Annotated in this window: 14 protein-coding genes; 10 read left to right on the top strand and 4 right to left on the bottom strand. The window is 61.1% G+C overall.

Annotation, left to right across the window (positions count from 1 at the left end; genetic code table 11):
• Positions 1-71 precede the first annotated feature (71 nt).
• From speA to ACXX83_RS27715, 4 genes are all read right to left on the bottom strand, one after another.
• Positions 72-1,985: an arginine decarboxylase gene (speA, locus tag ACXX83_RS27730; protein ID WP_095964774.1), complete on the bottom strand. Its 1,914-nt coding sequence runs from the start codon at positions 1,983-1,985 to the stop codon at positions 72-74.
• Between the two features lie 219 nt (positions 1,986-2,204).
• Positions 2,205-2,576, bottom strand: a complete 372-nt coding sequence (locus ACXX83_RS27725; RefSeq protein WP_007991289.1) for a translation initiation factor Sui1 — start codon at positions 2,574-2,576, stop codon at positions 2,205-2,207.
• 326 nt (positions 2,577-2,902) lie between these two features.
• Positions 2,903-3,436: an NUDIX hydrolase gene (locus ACXX83_RS27720; RefSeq protein WP_458550123.1), complete on the bottom strand. Its 534-nt coding sequence runs from the start codon at positions 3,434-3,436 to the stop codon at positions 2,903-2,905.
• A gap of 3 nt (positions 3,437-3,439) precedes the next feature.
• Positions 3,440-4,507, bottom strand: coding sequence for a DUF2333 family protein (locus ACXX83_RS27715; protein ID WP_217837079.1), 1,068 nt, complete (start codon positions 4,505-4,507; stop codon positions 3,440-3,442).
• Between the two features lie 483 nt (positions 4,508-4,990).
• Between ACXX83_RS27715 and gcbA the strand changes: the two genes are divergently transcribed.
• The 10 genes from gcbA (at position 4,991) to fis (ending at position 16,975) form a co-directional block, all read left to right on the top strand.
• The gene (gene gcbA, locus ACXX83_RS27710) at positions 4,991-6,607 is read left to right on the top strand and encodes a diguanylate cyclase GcbA (RefSeq protein WP_458550122.1); all 1,617 of its coding nucleotides are present in this window, start codon (positions 4,991-4,993) and stop codon (positions 6,605-6,607) included.
• A gap of 106 nt (positions 6,608-6,713) precedes the next feature.
• Complete coding sequence (locus ACXX83_RS27705; protein WP_458550121.1) at positions 6,714-8,660, top strand: methyl-accepting chemotaxis protein; 1,947 nt, start codon at positions 6,714-6,716, stop codon at positions 8,658-8,660.
• A gap of 168 nt (positions 8,661-8,828) precedes the next feature.
• Positions 8,829-10,574: a protein-disulfide reductase DsbD gene (locus ACXX83_RS27700; protein WP_458550120.1), complete on the top strand. Its 1,746-nt coding sequence runs from the start codon at positions 8,829-8,831 to the stop codon at positions 10,572-10,574.
• Positions 10,575-10,706: 132 nt separating this feature from the next.
• Positions 10,707-11,162: a type II 3-dehydroquinate dehydratase gene (aroQ, locus tag ACXX83_RS27695; protein ID WP_217837075.1), complete on the top strand. Its 456-nt coding sequence runs from the start codon at positions 10,707-10,709 to the stop codon at positions 11,160-11,162.
• Positions 11,163-11,186: 24 nt separating this feature from the next.
• Complete coding sequence (gene accB, locus ACXX83_RS27690) at positions 11,187-11,651, top strand: acetyl-CoA carboxylase biotin carboxyl carrier protein (protein ID WP_007971363.1); 465 nt, start codon at positions 11,187-11,189, stop codon at positions 11,649-11,651.
• 17 nt (positions 11,652-11,668) lie between these two features.
• Positions 11,669-13,027, top strand: a complete 1,359-nt coding sequence (accC, locus tag ACXX83_RS27685) for an acetyl-CoA carboxylase biotin carboxylase subunit (protein WP_095964765.1) — start codon at positions 11,669-11,671, stop codon at positions 13,025-13,027.
• 273 nt (positions 13,028-13,300) lie between these two features.
• Positions 13,301-14,179, top strand: coding sequence for a 50S ribosomal protein L11 methyltransferase (gene prmA / locus ACXX83_RS27680; protein ID WP_015093304.1), 879 nt, complete (start codon positions 13,301-13,303; stop codon positions 14,177-14,179).
• Between the two features lie 30 nt (positions 14,180-14,209).
• Positions 14,210-15,463 (top strand): DUF3426 domain-containing protein, encoded by a 1,254-nt coding sequence (locus tag ACXX83_RS27675; protein WP_458550119.1) that lies wholly within the window; start codon positions 14,210-14,212, stop codon positions 15,461-15,463.
• A 184-nt stretch (positions 15,464-15,647) separates the two neighbouring features.
• Entirely contained in the window at positions 15,648-16,658 is a 1,011-nt protein-coding gene (dusB, locus tag ACXX83_RS27670; protein WP_015093302.1) for a tRNA dihydrouridine synthase DusB, read from the top strand.
• Positions 16,655-16,975, top strand: a complete 321-nt coding sequence (gene fis, locus ACXX83_RS27665) for a DNA-binding transcriptional regulator Fis (protein WP_015093301.1) — start codon at positions 16,655-16,657, stop codon at positions 16,973-16,975. The genes dusB and fis overlap by 4 nt, the downstream gene beginning before the upstream one ends.
• Positions 16,976-17,020: the final 45 nt, after the last annotated feature.

Here is a 17,020-nt window from a genome sequence, read left to right as displayed (position 1 = left end):
GCACCAGGTCATCTGAAATTTCCGAGGCAAAAGGAAAATTTTCAGACAACCTGGTGAGCGTGGAACTTACCTCAGGAAGACAGGTAAGACGAACGGGTCAGCCCCAGACGCAAGGCATCGAGGAACTGCGTGCGCTCGGTTGCGCTGATGCGGGCACTGGCGCACTTGTCGCGGTAGTGAGTCATCAACTCCTCCGGCGACAAGTGCACGTAACGCAGCATGTCTTCGATGGTGTCGTGGGTTTCGATACCGGCGTGGTACACGCTGCCGTCGGCGTTCTGGTAGATATTCACCGAGTCGGTGTCACCGAACAGGTTGTGCATGTCGCCAAGAATTTCCTGGTAGGCACCGACCAGGAACACACCCAGCAAGTAGTCCTCACCTTCCTTCAGCGCGTGCACCGGCAAACTGGTTTCGATGCTTTGCTCGTCGACGTACTGGTTGATCTTGCCGTCGGAGTCACAGGTCAGGTCTTGCAGCACCGCACGACGCAACGGCTCTTCGTCGAGGCGGTGCAGCGGGATGATCGGCAGGACCTGATCGATGGCCCAGGTGTCCGGCAGGCTCTGGAACACCGAGAAGTTGCAGATGTATTTGTCGGCCAGTTTGTCGTTGAGTTCGTCCAGCACCTGACGGTGGGAACGCTGGCGCGCCTTCAGCGAGTTGTGCAGGCGACGGCACACCGCGAAGTAGCACTGCTCGGCCAGGGCTTTCTCGGCCAGGGTCAGCTTGCCGTCGGCGTACTGGGAGGCAACATCGCTCATGTAGTGCGTGGCGCGCCAGTAGGTTTCGGTGACCATCTCGATGTCGGTCGGACCCAGAAGGTCCACCAGCCACTGTACGGTTTCCGGCAGCGCTTCCTTGTTCTCGATCTGTGGCACGTCGTCGTTGTGTTTCTCGACGTCGGTCACCTGGATCACCAGCATGGCGTGGTGCGCGGTCAGGGAACGGCCGCTTTCGGAGAAGATGTTCGGGTGCGGCAGGCTCTGCGCATCGCAGAACTCCTTGAGCATCCCGACCACGACACCGGCGTAATCGTCCATGTCGTAGTTGATCGAACTGGCGTTACGCGAGTGCGTGCCGTCGTAGTCCACGCCCAGGCCGCCACCGACATCGATGTGGTCCACCGGCAGGCCGAGGTTGCGCAATTCGCCGTAGTAACGGATCGCTTCCTTGAAGCCGTGCTGGTAGTCCGCCAGGTTGGCGATCTGCGAGCCCATGTGGAAGTGCAGCAGGCGAATGCCCTGGTCCAGGCCGGCCGCGCGGAAACGCTCGACCACCGACAGCAGTTGTGCCGCCGACAGGCCGAACTTGGATTTCTCGCCGCCGGTGTCTGCCCACTTGCTCGACGCCAGGGATGACAGGCGCACGCGCAGGCCGACCTGAGGCTTGACCTTGAGCGAGGCCGCTTCTTCGATCACCAGGCCGACTTCGGATTCTTTCTCGATCACGATGAACACGTTGTGGCCGAGCTTCTGGCCCATCAGCGCCAGGCGGATGAACTCACGGTCCTTGTAACCGTTGCAGACGATGGTGCCGCCCTTCGGCGCCAGTGCCAGCACCGCCAGCAGTTCGGGCTTGGACCCGGCTTCCAGACCGATGGAAACGTTCTGGGTGGCGATGATGTTTTCAATCACCGCTTCCTGCTGGTTCACCTTGATCGGATACAGTGCGGTGTACTTGCTCTGGTATTCCAGACGCTCGATGTTGGCATCGAACGCGCCGGTCAGCTGACGCACGCGGTCTTGCAGAATGTCCGGGAAACGGACCAGCAACGGCAAGGACAGGCCGCTTTTGCGCAGCTGGTCGACTTGCTCGAACAGGTCGATAGGCGAGCTGCTCGGACCGTTCGGACGAACTTCGACGCGACCGGCGTCATTGATCGCGAAATACCCGGCCCCCCAATGGCGAATCCCGTAAACACTGCGGCTGTCCGCAACTGTCCATTGGCTGCCATCGTCTTTGCGTGTGCGTCGTACGGACATCGAAGTCCCCTATAAAGAAGTCATAGTGCGTCGCCTGGATTCAGGCCGGCGCAGTCTAAAGAATGAAAATGACGGTTCGTCAACGAGGCAATAGACCCCGCCGACCGCAGTGAGTTTAGAAACCGGTCATGAACAGGCTCTGTGAAAACCATGTGGACGGCGCCAGGCCTGAATGCCATCAGGACCGGATCAAGCCGAGGGTGGTTTTCACAGAGGCTGCTAGCCGCCGGACTTCTTCGCCTTGAAACCGAGCTTGATCAGTTCTGCCAAGAGTAGCTCGACATGATCGCCCTGGATTTCGATGACACCGTCTTTCAACGCCCCACCGGTACCGCAACGCTTCTTCAACGTCGTGGCCAGTTCCTTGAGCGCATCTTCAGCCAATGGCACGCCGGTGATGGTGGTCACCGTCTTGCCGCCACGGCCCTTGCTTTCGCGACGCACGCGCGCAATGCCGTCGCCGGCCGGGATAACGGTCTGTTTGCAGATGCAGGCGTCCACCGGTTTACTGCATTCCGGGCAATGACGACCTGCGTCGGTGGAAAATACCAGGCCGCCCAAGGCGGCGAAGGATGCGGCTTTTTTGGCCACCGGCAATCCTCTTCGGAGGACAAAGACTGGTCGCAGCACTTGGGAAGGCTATCGACCGCGAAGCCCCACTCAGGCAGGGGCAGCGCTACTGAAACGGTACAACATTCACTTCACTGTGGGAGCGAGCTTGCTGGCGATGAACTCAAAGGCGACGCGTTCATTCTGGATGCCCGCGTAATCGTTGACATCCATCGCGAGCAGGCTCGCTCCTACAGCAACAACCAGCGATACCGTTACAGTTTAAAAAGGTCGCGCAGTGTAACGGCAAAAACGCCGATTGCTAAGAGCCAATCGGCGCCAATTTATAGTTGTTTTGCGACGTTGCTTTATTGAGCCTTCAGATAGCGCGTCAACGCTGCCAGAGAGTCCGGGCAATAAGGCTTTTGCTTGATCTCCAGCATGACCTGATCGATGGAGATAAAGCGTGCTTCGAGTACCTCTTCCGGTTGCAGGGTCAACGGGCCGTCCCACACCGCCGAGAACGCCGAGCACCACAGGCGATTGCCAGTGTCCTCGAAGAAGAAATGGTCATGGGCGGTCAGCTCCACCCCACTCACGCCCAGTTCTTCTTCCAGTTCACGGGCTGCCGATTCGGCGTAGGTCTCAGTGGCGAGCACCATGCCCCCCGCTGCCACGTCCCAGTAACCGGGATAGATCGCCTTGCTCAGGGTGCGGCGATGCACGCACAACTCGCCAGCGGAATTGAACAACATAATGTAGGTACCGCGCCCGATCAGCCCGCGCTTGCGCAAATCGGAACGGACCAGGGCGCCGAGCAGGTTGTCCTGCTCGTCGACCCAGGCGATCTGTTCGGCATCGGAAGCCGCACGGTGCGCGGCTTCCCTGGTGTTTTCGACCATGACTCAGCCCTGATTGAGCAGTTGACGCAAATCGATCACCGCCGCGTTGGCCCGGGAAATGTAGTTGGCCATGACCAGCGAGTGGTTGGCCAGTACGCCGAAGCCACTGCCGTTAAGGATCATCGGGCTCCATACCGGCTCCTGCGAAGCCTCCAGCTCACGAATGATCTGGCGCACGCTGACCGTGGCGTTTTTCTTGGCCAGTACATCGGCGAAGTCGACTTCGATGGCGCGCAACAGGTGCGACAGCGCCCAGGCCTGGCCGCGGGCTTCGTAGAACACGTTGTCGATCTGCAGCCATGGAGTTTCGACGATTTCCTCGTCGACTTGCGGCGCCACACCCGGTGTCACTACCTCGGTCTTCAGCGCAGTGTTGAGCTTGACCCGACCCACACTGGCCGACAGCCGTTGCGACAGCGAACCCAGGCGGGTACCGACATCACCCAGCCAGTTGTTCAGGTTGTCGGCACGGGCATAGAACAGCGCGCTCTTCTGGCTCGGATCGGACAGGCGCGCCTGATAGCGGCTCAGGGAGTTGATGCCTTCCTGGTACTCGGACTCACTGGACGGCAGCACCCAACTCTTGTTGTCGAAGTTGAAACGCGGCTCGGCCTTGGCCAGGTCGGCGTCTTCGGCGGACTGCGACTGCGAACGGGCGAAATCTTTGCGCAAGGCCCGGCTCAGGTCGCGGACCTGCACCAGCACGCCATATTCCCAGCTCGGCATGTTGTCCATCCACAGGCCTGGCGGGAAACGGTCGTTGGATATATAGCCGCCTGGCTTGGTCAGCAAGGTGCCGGCGACGGTCTTGAGGGTTTCCACCGTGGTGTAGCCGACGACCATCTGCTTGCCTTCTTTCTCGGCCGCCAGTTGTGCGGTTTGCTGGACCGGGAAAAGTGCCGGCTCCTGGCTCCAGTACCAGCCCAGGACACACGCCACCAACAGGTAGATGCCCAGCAGAGTGGCCAGCGCCCGGCTGAACAACAGACCGCCCAGGTAACTGCGGGCCTCCGACTTCGGTTCAGCAGTACGTTCAGGCGCACTGCCTGTGCGGTTCTTCCAGTCCAGCATGGCGATATCCTTTAAATCTCTTGAGTTCAACGGTTCGACCACAACCATACAACAACGTGCCTTGGCCCGGCACCCGCCAATGCACCGATGCGGAAAATTACCGGGCTTGTGGATGAAAAGTGTTCCTGGTCTCCCGACGACGCTACGACCTTCAAAATCCGGCTAATGCCCTGAACTACCGCCTAAGGGAATCCCCTACCCCCCGAAACCGAAAAAAAGGGCCACTGCGCAGAGGCTGGAAAATCATGAATCTCCAAATGCCAGTCACATTTCAATTACCGCGCCACGCCCACCAAGTGCCCTGAATAAAGCGTTTCACCCCCGCACACCGCGACTTTAAAGGGCCAAACCAGACTGATCGGTCACAAACTGAATGAGGTTGCATTGCAGATTATTGACGTACAGCACTCATGTAATGGAAAAGTGATGCTAGCATAGAGCCACCAGTCGACCTCAGTGTGCACCCTAACTAGTAGTCAGGATATGACCGAGCCAGAAGACCCCAGCCGCGAGCGCCTCAAGCACCACTTTGCCCAGCGGGTAATTCATCAGGCTCGTCAGATTCTTGAGATATGGCAGCGCCTGCAACGCAGCGAGTGGTCCACCGCCGACCTGTCGGAACTGAGCGAGGCCAATCTGCGCCTGCTGCGTTTCGCCGAGCGCTTCGAGCAAACGGAACACACGCAACTGGCGCGTCATATCGGTCAATCCCTGGAGGCGGTCGACGCCAACCGCGGACGCCTGAGCAGCGGTCTGATCACCGACCTCAACCGCTTGATGCAGCGCCTGTCACGCACCGGCCTGCGCCATGGCGACCAACTCGATCAAACCTTCCTGCCGCCACTGCGCAAGCCCATCTATGTAATGCTGCAGGATCACGACCGCGCCGAGCGCCTGGCCAAACAACTGGAATTCTTCGGGCTCAGCGCCCAGTCCCTGGACAGCGTAGACGCGTTTCGCTCGTCGATGGTCGAGCGCTTGCCGGCGGCGATTGTCATGGACGTGGATTTCAGCGGCCCCGGCGTCGGCCTGAAGCTGGCCGCCGAAGCCCAGGAAGGCCTGGACCATCGCTTGCCACTGCTGTTCTTCAGCCTGCACGAAACCGACACACCTACCCGCCTCGCCGCCGTGCGGGCCGGAGGCCAGGAGTTCCTCACCGGCACCCTCGAAGCGTCGAGCCTGCTGGAGAAAATCGAAGTCCTGACCTGCGTCGCCCAGTACGAACCTTATAAAGTGTTGATCATCGACGACTCCCGCGCCCAGGCCCTGCACACCGAGCGCCTGCTCAACAGTGCCGGGATCGTCACCCGGACGTTGATCGAGCCGATCCAGGCCATGGCCGAACTGGCGGACTTCCAGCCGGACCTGATCATCCTCGACATGTACATGCCGGCCTGCACCGGTACGGAACTGGCCAAGGTGATCCGTCACAACGACCGTTATGTCAGCGTGCCAATCATTTACCTGTCGGCCGAAGACGACCTGGACAAGCAACTCGACGCCATGAGCGAGGGCGGCGATGACTTCCTGACCAAACCGATCAAGCCCCGGCACCTGATCACCACCGTGCGCAACCGCGCAGCAAGGGCCCGCAACCTCAAGGCACGGATGGTCCGCGACAGCCTCACCGGCCTGTACAACCACACGCACATCCTGCAATTGCTCGAAGACTGCTCGTTCCGCGCCCGTCGCGAGAACAAGCCACTGAGCTTTGCCATGCTCGACATCGACCATTTCAAACGGGTCAACGACAGCCACGGCCACCCCATGGGCGACCGGGTGATCAAGAGCCTGGCGCTGTTTCTCAAGCAACGCCTGCGCAAAACCGACTTCATCGGCCGCTACGGTGGCGAAGAATTCGCCATCGTCATGCCGGACACCGATATCGAAGCGGCCTACAACGTGCTCGATGAAATCCGCCAGCGTTTTGCCGAGATTCACTACCCCGCTCAACCCCAGGACCTGTGGTGCACCTTCAGCGCCGGGGTGGTGGAGTTATGCGAAAGCTCTGACAGCCTGATGATGGCCAGCCTGGCAGACGAGGCGCTGTACCGCGCCAAGGGCGGCGGACGCAATCGCGTGCAGGCCGCCCGCACATAAAAGCAAAGTGCCACTTTTTCATCGGATTCGACCGACACGGTCATAACCCTGTAACAGAAACGCAATAACTTCAGGCGCTTACCATTTCTGCCGTTGGTAGTCCTTAATGCGCCTGAAGCTGCTGACCAATCTCAATACCCTCCTTTTGGTGGCTGTGTGCGTGGCCCTCGGCGCCACGCTGTGGTGGTCGCAAAAAGCCCTTGAGCGTCCGTATCTATTAATGGCGCGCTACCTGGGCCTGTCGCAGCAGTTTCAGAATGAAGTCGCCCGCAGCGTCGAGGATTACCTTGACAGCGGCGATGCCCTGCGCCTGAGCAGTGCCGCCCAAGGCATCGACAGCCTGCAAAAACAGCTCGGCGAATTGCCACCCGCCCTGGCCGAGACCTTGCGTCCGAGCCTGTCGACCCTTGAAGAGTTCAGCAAAACCGACCTGCTGGCAGCCGGCAAACTGGCCGGCGATCCGCAGGCCCTGCTGCTGCAGGCCGAACGGGAGCTGAGTGCCAGTCTCGATCAGCTCAGCCAGTACGCCAGTGGCAATGCCGCCTATCTGACGCCGCTGCTCATCGCATCGCAGCACCTGGGCAAGTTGTCCCTGGCGCGGGACAAACTGGTCAGTAGCGGCCGCAGCGAACTGGCCGCCGACGTCGAACGCGAAGTGACCAACATCCGCACCCAGGCAGAAAAACTCGATGCCCTGCCCTTGCTGGGGGTGACCTCCAGCAGCGAATCGAACACCGATGATTTCGCCGCGATGATGGGCCTTGAGAACCAGGAAAAAACCGTCGCCGAAGATGCCGGCGTCGGCCTAAAGCGTGAACTCAACAGCCTGCTTACCCGCTACCCGGCCGAGCTCGCACGTACCCGCGATCAAATCGGCAAACGCGCTGACCTGAGCACCGCGACTCACCTGAAAATCGCCGACGTGCAACAGGCCATCGCCGGGCTGGAGCCGGTGGTACGCGCCCAGCACGGGCAGATCCAGGGTGAAGTACGGCTGATGCAAGGCGTGATGATCGGCTTGATTCTGTTGATCGCGCTGCTGATCGACACCTTGCAACGCAAACTGGCCCGGACCCTGACCAACCTCGCCCCGGCCCTGTCGACCTGGGCCGAAGGTGACTTCAGCCGCGACATTCAACTGGGCAACACCAACCGCGAACTGCATGACATTGAAGCCTCGCTCAACCGCCTGCGCGCTTACCTGGTGGACCTGGTAGGGACCATCCGCCTCAATGCAGAGCAAGTGGCCGGCAGCAGCCGCACCCTGGCCGACCTGAGCAATGATTTGCATGACGGAGCAGAACATCAGGCCGGCGACACGGCGCTGATCCGCGACTCTCTCAGCGAACTGGAAGCGACCATTCAGCAAGTCGCCGGCGATGCCAGCCAGGCCGCCGACGCCAGCCGCCACGCCGGCCTGGCCGTGGAGCACGGACAGAAAGTCATCGGCCTGAGCCTCACCGGCCTGCACGCGCTGGTGGATGAAGTGCAAGGCAATGCGCAAATGATCGAACACCTGGCCGAGGAGTCGGCCACCATCGGCGGCGTGTTGACGGTGATCCGCTCGATCGCCGACCAGACCAATCTGCTGGCCTTGAACGCTGCCATCGAGGCGGCCCGGGCCGGGGAAATGGGCCGCGGCTTTGCCGTAGTGGCGGAAGAGGTGCGCTCACTGGCGCAACGGACCGCCGGGGCCACGGCAGAAATCCAGACGCTGATCGCCGGGCTGCAAACCGCCGCGCGGCAGTCGGTGGAAGGCATGCGTGCTCAGGTCGAACACGCCGAAGCCACGGCCAGCCAGGCCCAGGCCGCCGACGGCGCGCTGGATAAAATCGTCGGGGCGATCCAGACCATTTCCGACACGGCGGTGCGCATCGCCGATGTCACCGCCCAGCAAAGCGGCGCGGTCAGCGAGATTCGTGATCACAGCGAGCGGATTCATCAGTTGGGTGGGGATAACTTGCTGCGCATTGGCGAAGGTCGTGAGCAGGGGGAGAACCTGCTGGTGCTGGGTGGGCGATTGCACACCGCCGTTCAAGCCTTCCGCGTCTGATAGGCCGCCATCGCGGGCAAGCCCGCTCCCACATTGATTTGTGCACGACGCCCCCCTGTGGGAGCGGGCTTGCTCGCGAAGGCGCCAGATCAATCACCACAGATTCCCAGCCTGCACACCCCGCCGCTGTCCGCTATCATCCCCCCTATTCCGATACGCGAGATTGTCATGCGCCGTTTGCTCTGCCTGCTGCTTTTAGTATTCGCCCTGCCGGCCAGCGCCACCGGCTTGCTGGAAAATCGTCCAAGCTCGACCTTGGGCTCGATCAACAACAGCGCCGACTTCCTGCCCGTGCGCGAAGCCTTCCAGTTGAGCCTGGTAGAAAGCACGCCGCAATCGATCAAGCTGCGCTTCGTCGCCACTGAAGGCTATTACCTCTACCGTCACCGCTTCCAGTTTCGCGCCGATCCGGCCGAAGTCGTGCTCGGCGCGGCGAAACTGCCCGATGGCCAGAAAAAGCACGACGAGTACTTCGGCGACGTCGAGGTCTACCACGGCATTCTCGACGTCGAACTACCGCGCACCGATCAGCGGGCCTTCACCCTGGCCGTGACGTATCAGGGTTGCGCCGACAAAGGCCTGTGCTATCCGCCGGAGACCGAGCGCCTGAGCATCGACGGCAGCGGCGCGACGACGACGGCTTCTCAATGGAGCTGGCGCGAACTGGCATTGTTTTTCCTCGCGGGCCTGGGCCTGACCTTTACACCCTGCGTGCTGCCCATGCTGCCGATCCTGTCCGGGGTAGTGCTGCGTGGCCAGGTCGGCGGCTGGCGCGGCTTCAATCTGTCACTGGCCTATGTGCTGCCGATGGCCGCGTGCTTTGCCCTGCTCGGCGCGCTGATGGGCCTGTTCGGTGCCCAGCTCAATCTGCAGGCGCGGCTGCAATCGGCCTGGGTGCTAGTGCCTTTTGCGATGTTTTTTGCGCTGTTCGCGCTGGCGATGTTCGGCGTCTTCGAACTTAAGCTGCCGCAGGCCATCAGCAGTCGCCTGGACCGCATCGCCGGTCGCACCGAAGGCGGGTCACTGTGGGGCGCCGCGGTGTTGGGCGTGGTCTCCAGCTTGCTGGTTTCACCCTGTGTTTCGGCACCACTGGCCGGCGCGTTGCTGTACATCAGCGCCAGTGGCGATGCGCTGGGCGGCAGCCTGAAACTGTTCATGCTCGGCCTCGGCATGGGGGCACCGCTGTTGCTGGTGGCCACCGGTGGCGCAGCCTGGTTGCCAAAAAGCGGTCCTTGGCTGGTCTACGTGAAAAACGCGATTGGTGTGCTATTGCTCGGGTTGGCCGTCGGCCTGCTCAGTCGCGTCCTGCCGGGCCAGGTCACCTTGCTGCTGATCGGTTTGCTGGCCGGCGGTGTCGGCCTGTTCATGGGGGCGCTGGAATTCGTCTATAAACCACCACGCAAACGTCTCGGACAGTTGCTCGGCATGTTCCTGGTGTTTTACGCGCTGGCCTGCTGGTACGGCGCGTTCAGCGGCCAGACCGACCCGTTCAACCCGATAGGCCAGCCCCGTATCGTTGCCAACGGCGGCGCCATGCAAAACACCAGCGCCTGGCAAACCGTCAGCACGCCAGCCGATCTGGACCGCGCTCTCGCCGACGCACGCGCCTCCGGCACACCGCTGCTGCTCGACTGGTATGCCGACTGGTGCATCAGCTGCAAAGTCATCGAGCGTGAGGTGCTGGACGACCCTGTCGTCATCGAACGCCTGAAGGGTTACCGGCTGATCCGCTTCGACATCACCGCCAGCAACGCCGAGCAACGCGCCTTGCTCGACCGCTACCAGTTGTTCGGCCCCCCGGCCCTGATGTTTTTCGGCAAGGACGGCGTCGAACGCGCCGATGTGCGGGTGATCGGCGAGATCAACGCCAGGGACTTCGCCGAACGTGTTACCAGGGCGAATGACCGCATTTAATCAAGCAGTCATATATTTCGCGCAAACATCGGTCATCGTGCTGCCTATTGCAGAGAACTGGACAGTCACAAAGGCTTTGCGGCATAGTCGCCGGGTTCTGACAATTGCTCACGGAAAATAAAGGAACAGCCGATGGCGACCCTACTGGTTCTGCACGGACCCAACCTGAACTTGCTCGGCACTCGTGAACCGGGCACCTACGGCGCCACGACGCTGGCGCAGATCAACCAGGACCTGGAACGCCGTGCCCGCGAATCCGGTCACCATCTGCTGCACCTGCAAAGCAATGCCGAGTACGAATTGATCGACCGTATTCACGCTGCCCGCAGCGAAGGCGTGGACTTCATTTTGATCAACCCGGCAGCTTTTACACATACAAGTGTCGCATTACGTGACGCGCTGCTGGCGGTGAGCATCCCATTCATCGAAGTGCATTTGTCGAACGTGCACAAACGCGAACCTTTCCGCCATCACTCTTACTTCTCCGACGTAGCGGTGGGAGTGATCTGCGGCCTTGGCGCCAGCGGTTATCGACTGGCCCTGGAGGCCGCCCTGGAACAACTTGAACAACAAGTTAACCGCCCCTGACCGACCCTTGGGAGTTGATGATTCATGGATATCCGTAAAGTTAAGAAACTGATCGAATTGCTGGAAGAGTCCGGCATCGACGAGCTCGAGATCAAGGAAGGCGAAGAGTCCGTACGCATCAGCCGTCATAGCAAGACCCCGGCTCAGCAGTACTACGCGCCGGCTCCAATGCCTGCTCCGGCTGCCGCGCCTGTCGCTGCCGCTGCTCCGGCTGCCGCTGCCGCACCTGCTGCCGCCGCCGCACCAGCGCTGAACGGCACCGTTGCCCGTTCGCCGATGGTAGGTACGTTCTACCGCAAGTCTTCGCCAACCTCGCCGTCCTTCGTTGAAGTCGGCCAGACCGTGAAGAAAGGCGACACCCTGTGCATCGTTGAAGCCATGAAGATGATGAACCACATCGAAGCTGAAACCAGCGGTGTGATCGAATCCATCCTCGTCGAAGACGGCCAGCCGGTTGAGTACGACCAACCGCTGTTCACCATCGTTTGAACCGCGGAGAGCCTTTGATGACTGCGAAGTTGGAAAAAGTTCTGATCGCCAACCGCGGTGAGATCGCCCTGCGGATCCTGCGCGCCTGCAAAGAGATGGGCATCAAGACCGTCGCCGTTTACTCCAAGGCCGACAAGGAACTGATGCACCTGGGCCTGGCAGACGAATCCGTCTGCATCGGTCCGGCATCGGCCGCCCACTCCTACCTGCACATTCCGGCAATCATTGCCGCAGCCGAAGTGACTGGCGCCACCGCCATTCACCCGGGCTACGGCTTCCTTGCGGAAAACGCCGACTTCGCCGAACAGGTCGAGAAATCCGGCTTCGCGTTCATTGGCCCGAAAGCCGAAACCATTCGCCTGATGGGCGACAAGGTATCGGCCAAGCACGCCATGATCGCAGCTGGCGTACCGACCGTTCCGGGTTCTGACGGCCCGCTGCCGGAAGACGAAGAAACCGCTCTGCGCATTGGTCGCGAAGTGGGTTACCCGGTGATCATCAAGGCCGCTGGCGGCGGCGGTGGTCGCGGCATGCGCGTTGTGCACAAGGAAGAAGACCTGATTTCCTCGGCGAAACTGACCCGCTCCGAAGCAGGCGCGGCGTTCGGCAACCCGATGGTCTATCTGGAAAAATTCCTGACCAACCCACGGCACGTGGAAGTCCAGGTTCTTTCCGATGGCCAGGGCCAGGCTATCCATCTGGGCGACCGCGATTGCTCGCTACAACGTCGTCACCAGAAGGTTCTTGAAGAAGCGCCGGCACCGGGCATTGACGAAAACGCACGCCAGGAAGTACTCGCACGCTGCGTCAAGGCGTGCATCGACATCGGCTACCGTGGCGCAGGCACTTTCGAGTTCCTGTACGAAAACGGTCGTTTCTACTTCATCGAGATGAACACTCGTGTCCAGGTAGAGCACCCGGTTTCGGAAATGGTCACCGGTATCGACATCGTCAAGGAGATGCTCAGCATCGCCGCCGGCAACAAGCTGTCGTTCACCCAGGATGACGTGGTCATCCGCGGTCACGCGCTGGAATGCCGGATCAACGCCGAAGACCCGAAAACCTTCATGCCGAGCCCTGGCACGGTCAAGCATTTCCACGCTCCAGGCGGCAACGGCGTTCGCGTCGACTCGCACCTGTACAGTGGTTATGCCGTTCCGCCGAACTACGATTCGTTGATCGGCAAGCTGATCACCTACGGCGCAACCCGTGACGAAGCCATGGCGCGCATGCGCAATGCGCTGGACGAGATCGTGGTTGACGGGATCAAGACCAACATCCCGTTGCACCGCGACCTGACCCGCGATGAAGGCTTCTGCAAAGGGGGCGTGAACATTCACTACCTCGAGCACAAGCTGGCTGGCGAGAAGCACTAAGCTTTAGCTGGCACATGACAAAGCCGCCTCTGGGCGGCTTTGTTGTATCTGGACATTTCATCAGATAGGTGGCTTTGCACAATCCCTGTGGGAGCGGGCTTGCCCGCGAAGACGTCGGCACATCCAACATCAATGTGACAGACAGTACGCATTCGCGAGTAAGCCCGCTCCCACAGGCACAGCGGACTCCCACAAAAGCCCCGCTCTCGCGTAAACTTGCGCCCTTCTCGCAGCCCGCCTGGCTGCAATCAACATTTTTCAAAGGTGCCCGCCATGCCTTGGCTGCAAGTACGTCTCGCCATCAGCCCAGAACAAGCCGAAACCTATGAAGACGCTTTCCTTGAAGTGGGAGCCGTGTCGGTGACCTTCATGGACGCCGAAGACCAGCCGATCTTCGAGCCGGAACTCAATACCACGCCGCTGTGGTCGCACACGCACCTGCTGGCCCTGTTCGAAGGTGGCACCGAGCCCGGCCCGGTACTGGCCCACCTGGAGCTGCTGACCGGCAGCCCGCTGCCTGAACACCACAGCGAAGTCATCGAAGACCAGGATTGGGAACGCAGCTGGATGGACGGATTCCAGCCAATGCGCTTCGGCCAGCGCCTGTGGATCGTGCCGAGCTGGCACGCCGCGCCGGAACCTGACGCAGTGAACCTGTTGCTTGATCCGGGCCTGGCGTTCGGCACCGGGACCCACCCGACCACCGCACTGTGCCTGGAATGGCTCGACGGTCAGGACCTGAAAGACTGCAACGTGCTGGACTTCGGCTGCGGCTCGGGGATCCTGGCGATCGCCGCGCTGTTGCTGGGCGCCAGGGAAGCCGTGGGCACCGACATCGACGTGCAGGCGCTGGAAGCCTCCCGCGACAACGCCGGGCGCAACAACATCGCCGAACACCTGTTCCCGCTGTACCTGCCGCAGGACCTGCCGCAGGTGCAGGCCGACGTGCTGGTGGCCAACATTCTCGCCGGCCCGCTGGTTTCCCTGGCGCCGCAGCTGTCCGGCCTGGTCAAGTCGGGCGGTCGCCTGGCGCTGTCGGGCATCCTCGCCGAACAGGGTGACGAAGTCGCTGCCGCCTACGCCAAGGACTTCGATCTGGATCCGATCGCCAATCGCGATGGCTGGGTGCGCATCACTGGCCGTCGGCGCTAGAATGGCCGCCTGCATAATCCGGAATGCCGCATGACCGATAGCTTCGTCACTCAATGCCCGCATTGCCAAACCAGCTTCCGCGTCAGCCATGCCCAATTGAGCGTGGCTCGCGGCGTGGTTCGCTGCGGCTCCTGCCTGCAGGTGTTCAATGCCGCCAGGCAATTGCTTGAGCAGGCCGGCAAGGAACCACCGGTAGCGGCGCCGTTACCGCCTGTGCAGCCTGCCGAACCGCTCGAGCCATCGGCACCACGCGCCATCAGCCAAAAGCAATGGAGCGCGACTGAACTGGACCTGGACAGTCTCGACCTCGACGAAGAACTCGCCCGGCTCGAACAGCGGGAAATCCAGCCAGCCACCGAGCTCGGCCGCCATCGCGACGACTCGCTGAGCGCCCGTCGCGACAGCACCAGGCAGGATGACGAGGAGCCCTGGCCCGACAGCCTGTTCAGTGAGTCGGCGGCCGATCGCGCGCAAGTCGACGAACCGTTAGACCACCCTGAATTGCCAGAGCCGACGGTTGAACCGGGCAAAGTCTCGCGCACCGAACCTTCGCTATCCCTGGAACCGGTCGATCTCGACGACGAACTGCAGCCACCCCAGTTGCGCTTGCATGACCCACTCGATGCGCCGCTGCACCACGAACGCCTGTCGGCCGCCGACGAGAACGAAATCGACGACAACCTGCCCTCGATCGAACCGCTGCGCAAGCGACGCGAACGCAGCGAGACGGGCCCGCGTGCCGAAGTGCTGCAAGACCTGACCGACGACCCGCTGCAACTGGACTGGCAAAAACGCCGCTCGCCCTGGGGCCGACGGCTGTTGTGGTTGCTGCTGGTGCTGATTGCCGCTGGCGCGCTCGCCGGCCAGTACATCGCCTACCATTTCGACGAACTGGCGAGACAGGATCAATATCGCCCGTGGTTCCAGCAACTGTGCCCGCAAATCGGCTGCACGGTGCCCTCCAAAGTCGACATTGCAAAAATCAAAAGCAGCAACCTGGTGGTGCGCAGCCATCCTGAATTCAATGGCGCGCTGGTGGTCGATGCGATCATCTATAACCGCGCAACCTTTTCCCAGCCCTTCCCGCTGCTGGAACTGCGCTTCGCCGACCTCAATGGCCACCTGATCGCCAGTCGCCGCTTCAAACCCGGCGAGTACCTCAATGGCGATCTCGAAGGCATGGCGGAAATGCCTCCGCAGACGCCGATCCACATCGCCCTGGACATTCTCGACCCCGGCGCCAAGGCCGTGAACTACAGTCTGAGCTTCCACTCTCCGGAGTGAAACGCTTCATCGCTCCCCGATTGAAGTCGGCTTTCTGACTCCCCCTGGCCAACCAAACCACGGGGAATAACAGAATAACTGTTCAGATTTTGTTCAATTCAGCCTTTATCCAGTCATCGAGAGCGGGTATCATGCCCACCCTTTTTCGAACTCTCATGATCCGGCCCCACAACAGGGAAGTCCTATGTCGGCGGTACGCATCGGCCCATACACATTGCATAACAGCTTGATTCTCGCCCCCATGGCGGGTGTCACCGACCAGCCCTTTCGTCAGCTGTGCAAGCGCTTGGGCGCGGGACTGGTCGTCTCGGAAATGGTCACCAGCGACATGAGTTTGTGGAACACCCGCAAGTCGCGAATGCGCATGATCCACACAGGTGATCCCGAGCCACGCTCGGTACAGATCGCCGGTGGGGACGCGCAGATGCTGGCGGACGCTGCCCGTGCCAACGTTGAAATGGGCGCGCAGATTATTGATATCAACATGGGCTGCCCGGCCAAGAAAGTCTGCAACAAGGCTGCCGGTTCTGCACTGCTGAAGGATGAAACCCTGGTAACCGAGATCCTGCAGGCCGTCGTGGCTGCGGTCGATGTGCCGGTTACCCTGAAGATCCGGACCGGCTGGGACCGGGACAACAAGAACGGCCTGACGGTGGCGAAGATCGCCGAGCAGGCAGGCATTACGGCGCTGGCAGTGCATGGCCGCACCCGTGCCGACCTGTACACAGGTGTTGCCGAGTACGACACCATTGCCGCGATCAAGCAGGCGGTGTCGATTCCGGTCTTCGCCAACGGCGATATCGATTCACCGGAAAAAGCCCGGTACGTGCTCGACGCGACCGGTGCCGATGGTTTGTTGATTGGCCGGGCTGCCCAGGGGCGGCCATGGATTTTTCGCGAGATCGACCACTTCCTGCGTACCGGCGAGAAACTCCCGGCGCTGGAACTGATCGAGGTGGAACGCATCCTGCTAGAGCATCTGGCTGCCCTGCACGCCTTCTATGGCGATGTCATGGGTGTACGCATTGCTCGAAAGCATGTGGGCTGGTATCTCGCAACCCTGCCGGGCGCCAGGGAGTTTCGCGCCCACTTCAATCGTTTGGATGGTACGGATACACAATGCGCCAACGTTCGGGCGTTTTTCGCCGAGCGTTACAAGAGCCTGACAGGGGACGGAGAGTGGGTGGCCGCATGACGATGATGACCGAGACTTTAGTGAGTGGAACAACACCCGTGAGCGACAACGTGAATTTGAAACAGCACCTCAATACACCGAGCGAAGAGGGCCAGACCCTTCGCGGGAGTGTCGAGAAGGCGCTGCACAATTATTTCGCCCACCTTGAGGGCGCTGCCGTCACTGATGTGTACAACCTGGTGCTCTCCGAAGTCGAGGCTCCCCTGCTCGAATGCGTGATGAACTACGTCAAGGGCAACCAGACCAAGGCCAGCGAGATGCTCGGACTGAACCGGGGCACGCTGCGCAAGAAACTCAAGCAGTACGATTTGCTGTAAGCATTCAATCAAACCAGAAAGGCGCCCGCGTAAAACCGGTCGCCT

It is taken from the genome of Pseudomonas sp. GNP012 (genome assembly GCF_054343835.1).
Note: the sequence above shows the minus strand (reverse complement) of the source record. Positions and strands in the feature narration are given on the sequence as shown.

What these genes read in the sequence shown, in the direction of transcription:
- speA (WP_095964774.1), bottom strand. Translation starts at nt 1,985, where the DNA reads ATGTCCGTACGACGCACACGCAAAGACGATGGCAGCCAATGGACAGTT.
- ACXX83_RS27720 (WP_458550123.1), bottom strand. Translation starts at nt 3,436, where the DNA reads ATGGTCGAAAACACCAGGGAAGCCGCGCACCGTGCGGCTTCCGATGCC.
- ACXX83_RS27715 (WP_217837079.1), bottom strand. Translation starts at nt 4,507, where the DNA reads ATGCTGGACTGGAAGAACCGCACAGGCAGTGCGCCTGAACGTACTGCT.
- gcbA (WP_458550122.1), top strand. Translation starts at nt 4,991, where the DNA reads ATGACCGAGCCAGAAGACCCCAGCCGCGAGCGCCTCAAGCACCACTTT.
- ACXX83_RS27705 (WP_458550121.1), top strand. Translation starts at nt 6,714, where the DNA reads ATGCGCCTGAAGCTGCTGACCAATCTCAATACCCTCCTTTTGGTGGCT.
- ACXX83_RS27700 (WP_458550120.1), top strand. Translation starts at nt 8,829, where the DNA reads ATGCGCCGTTTGCTCTGCCTGCTGCTTTTAGTATTCGCCCTGCCGGCC.
- aroQ (WP_217837075.1), top strand. Translation starts at nt 10,707, where the DNA reads ATGGCGACCCTACTGGTTCTGCACGGACCCAACCTGAACTTGCTCGGC.
- accB (WP_007971363.1), top strand. Translation starts at nt 11,187, where the DNA reads ATGGATATCCGTAAAGTTAAGAAACTGATCGAATTGCTGGAAGAGTCC.
- accC (WP_095964765.1), top strand. Translation starts at nt 11,669, where the DNA reads ATGACTGCGAAGTTGGAAAAAGTTCTGATCGCCAACCGCGGTGAGATC.
- prmA (WP_015093304.1), top strand. Translation starts at nt 13,301, where the DNA reads ATGCCTTGGCTGCAAGTACGTCTCGCCATCAGCCCAGAACAAGCCGAA.
- ACXX83_RS27675 (WP_458550119.1), top strand. Translation starts at nt 14,210, where the DNA reads ATGACCGATAGCTTCGTCACTCAATGCCCGCATTGCCAAACCAGCTTC.
- dusB (WP_015093302.1), top strand. Translation starts at nt 15,648, where the DNA reads ATGTCGGCGGTACGCATCGGCCCATACACATTGCATAACAGCTTGATT.
- fis (WP_015093301.1), top strand. Translation starts at nt 16,655, where the DNA reads ATGACGATGATGACCGAGACTTTAGTGAGTGGAACAACACCCGTGAGC.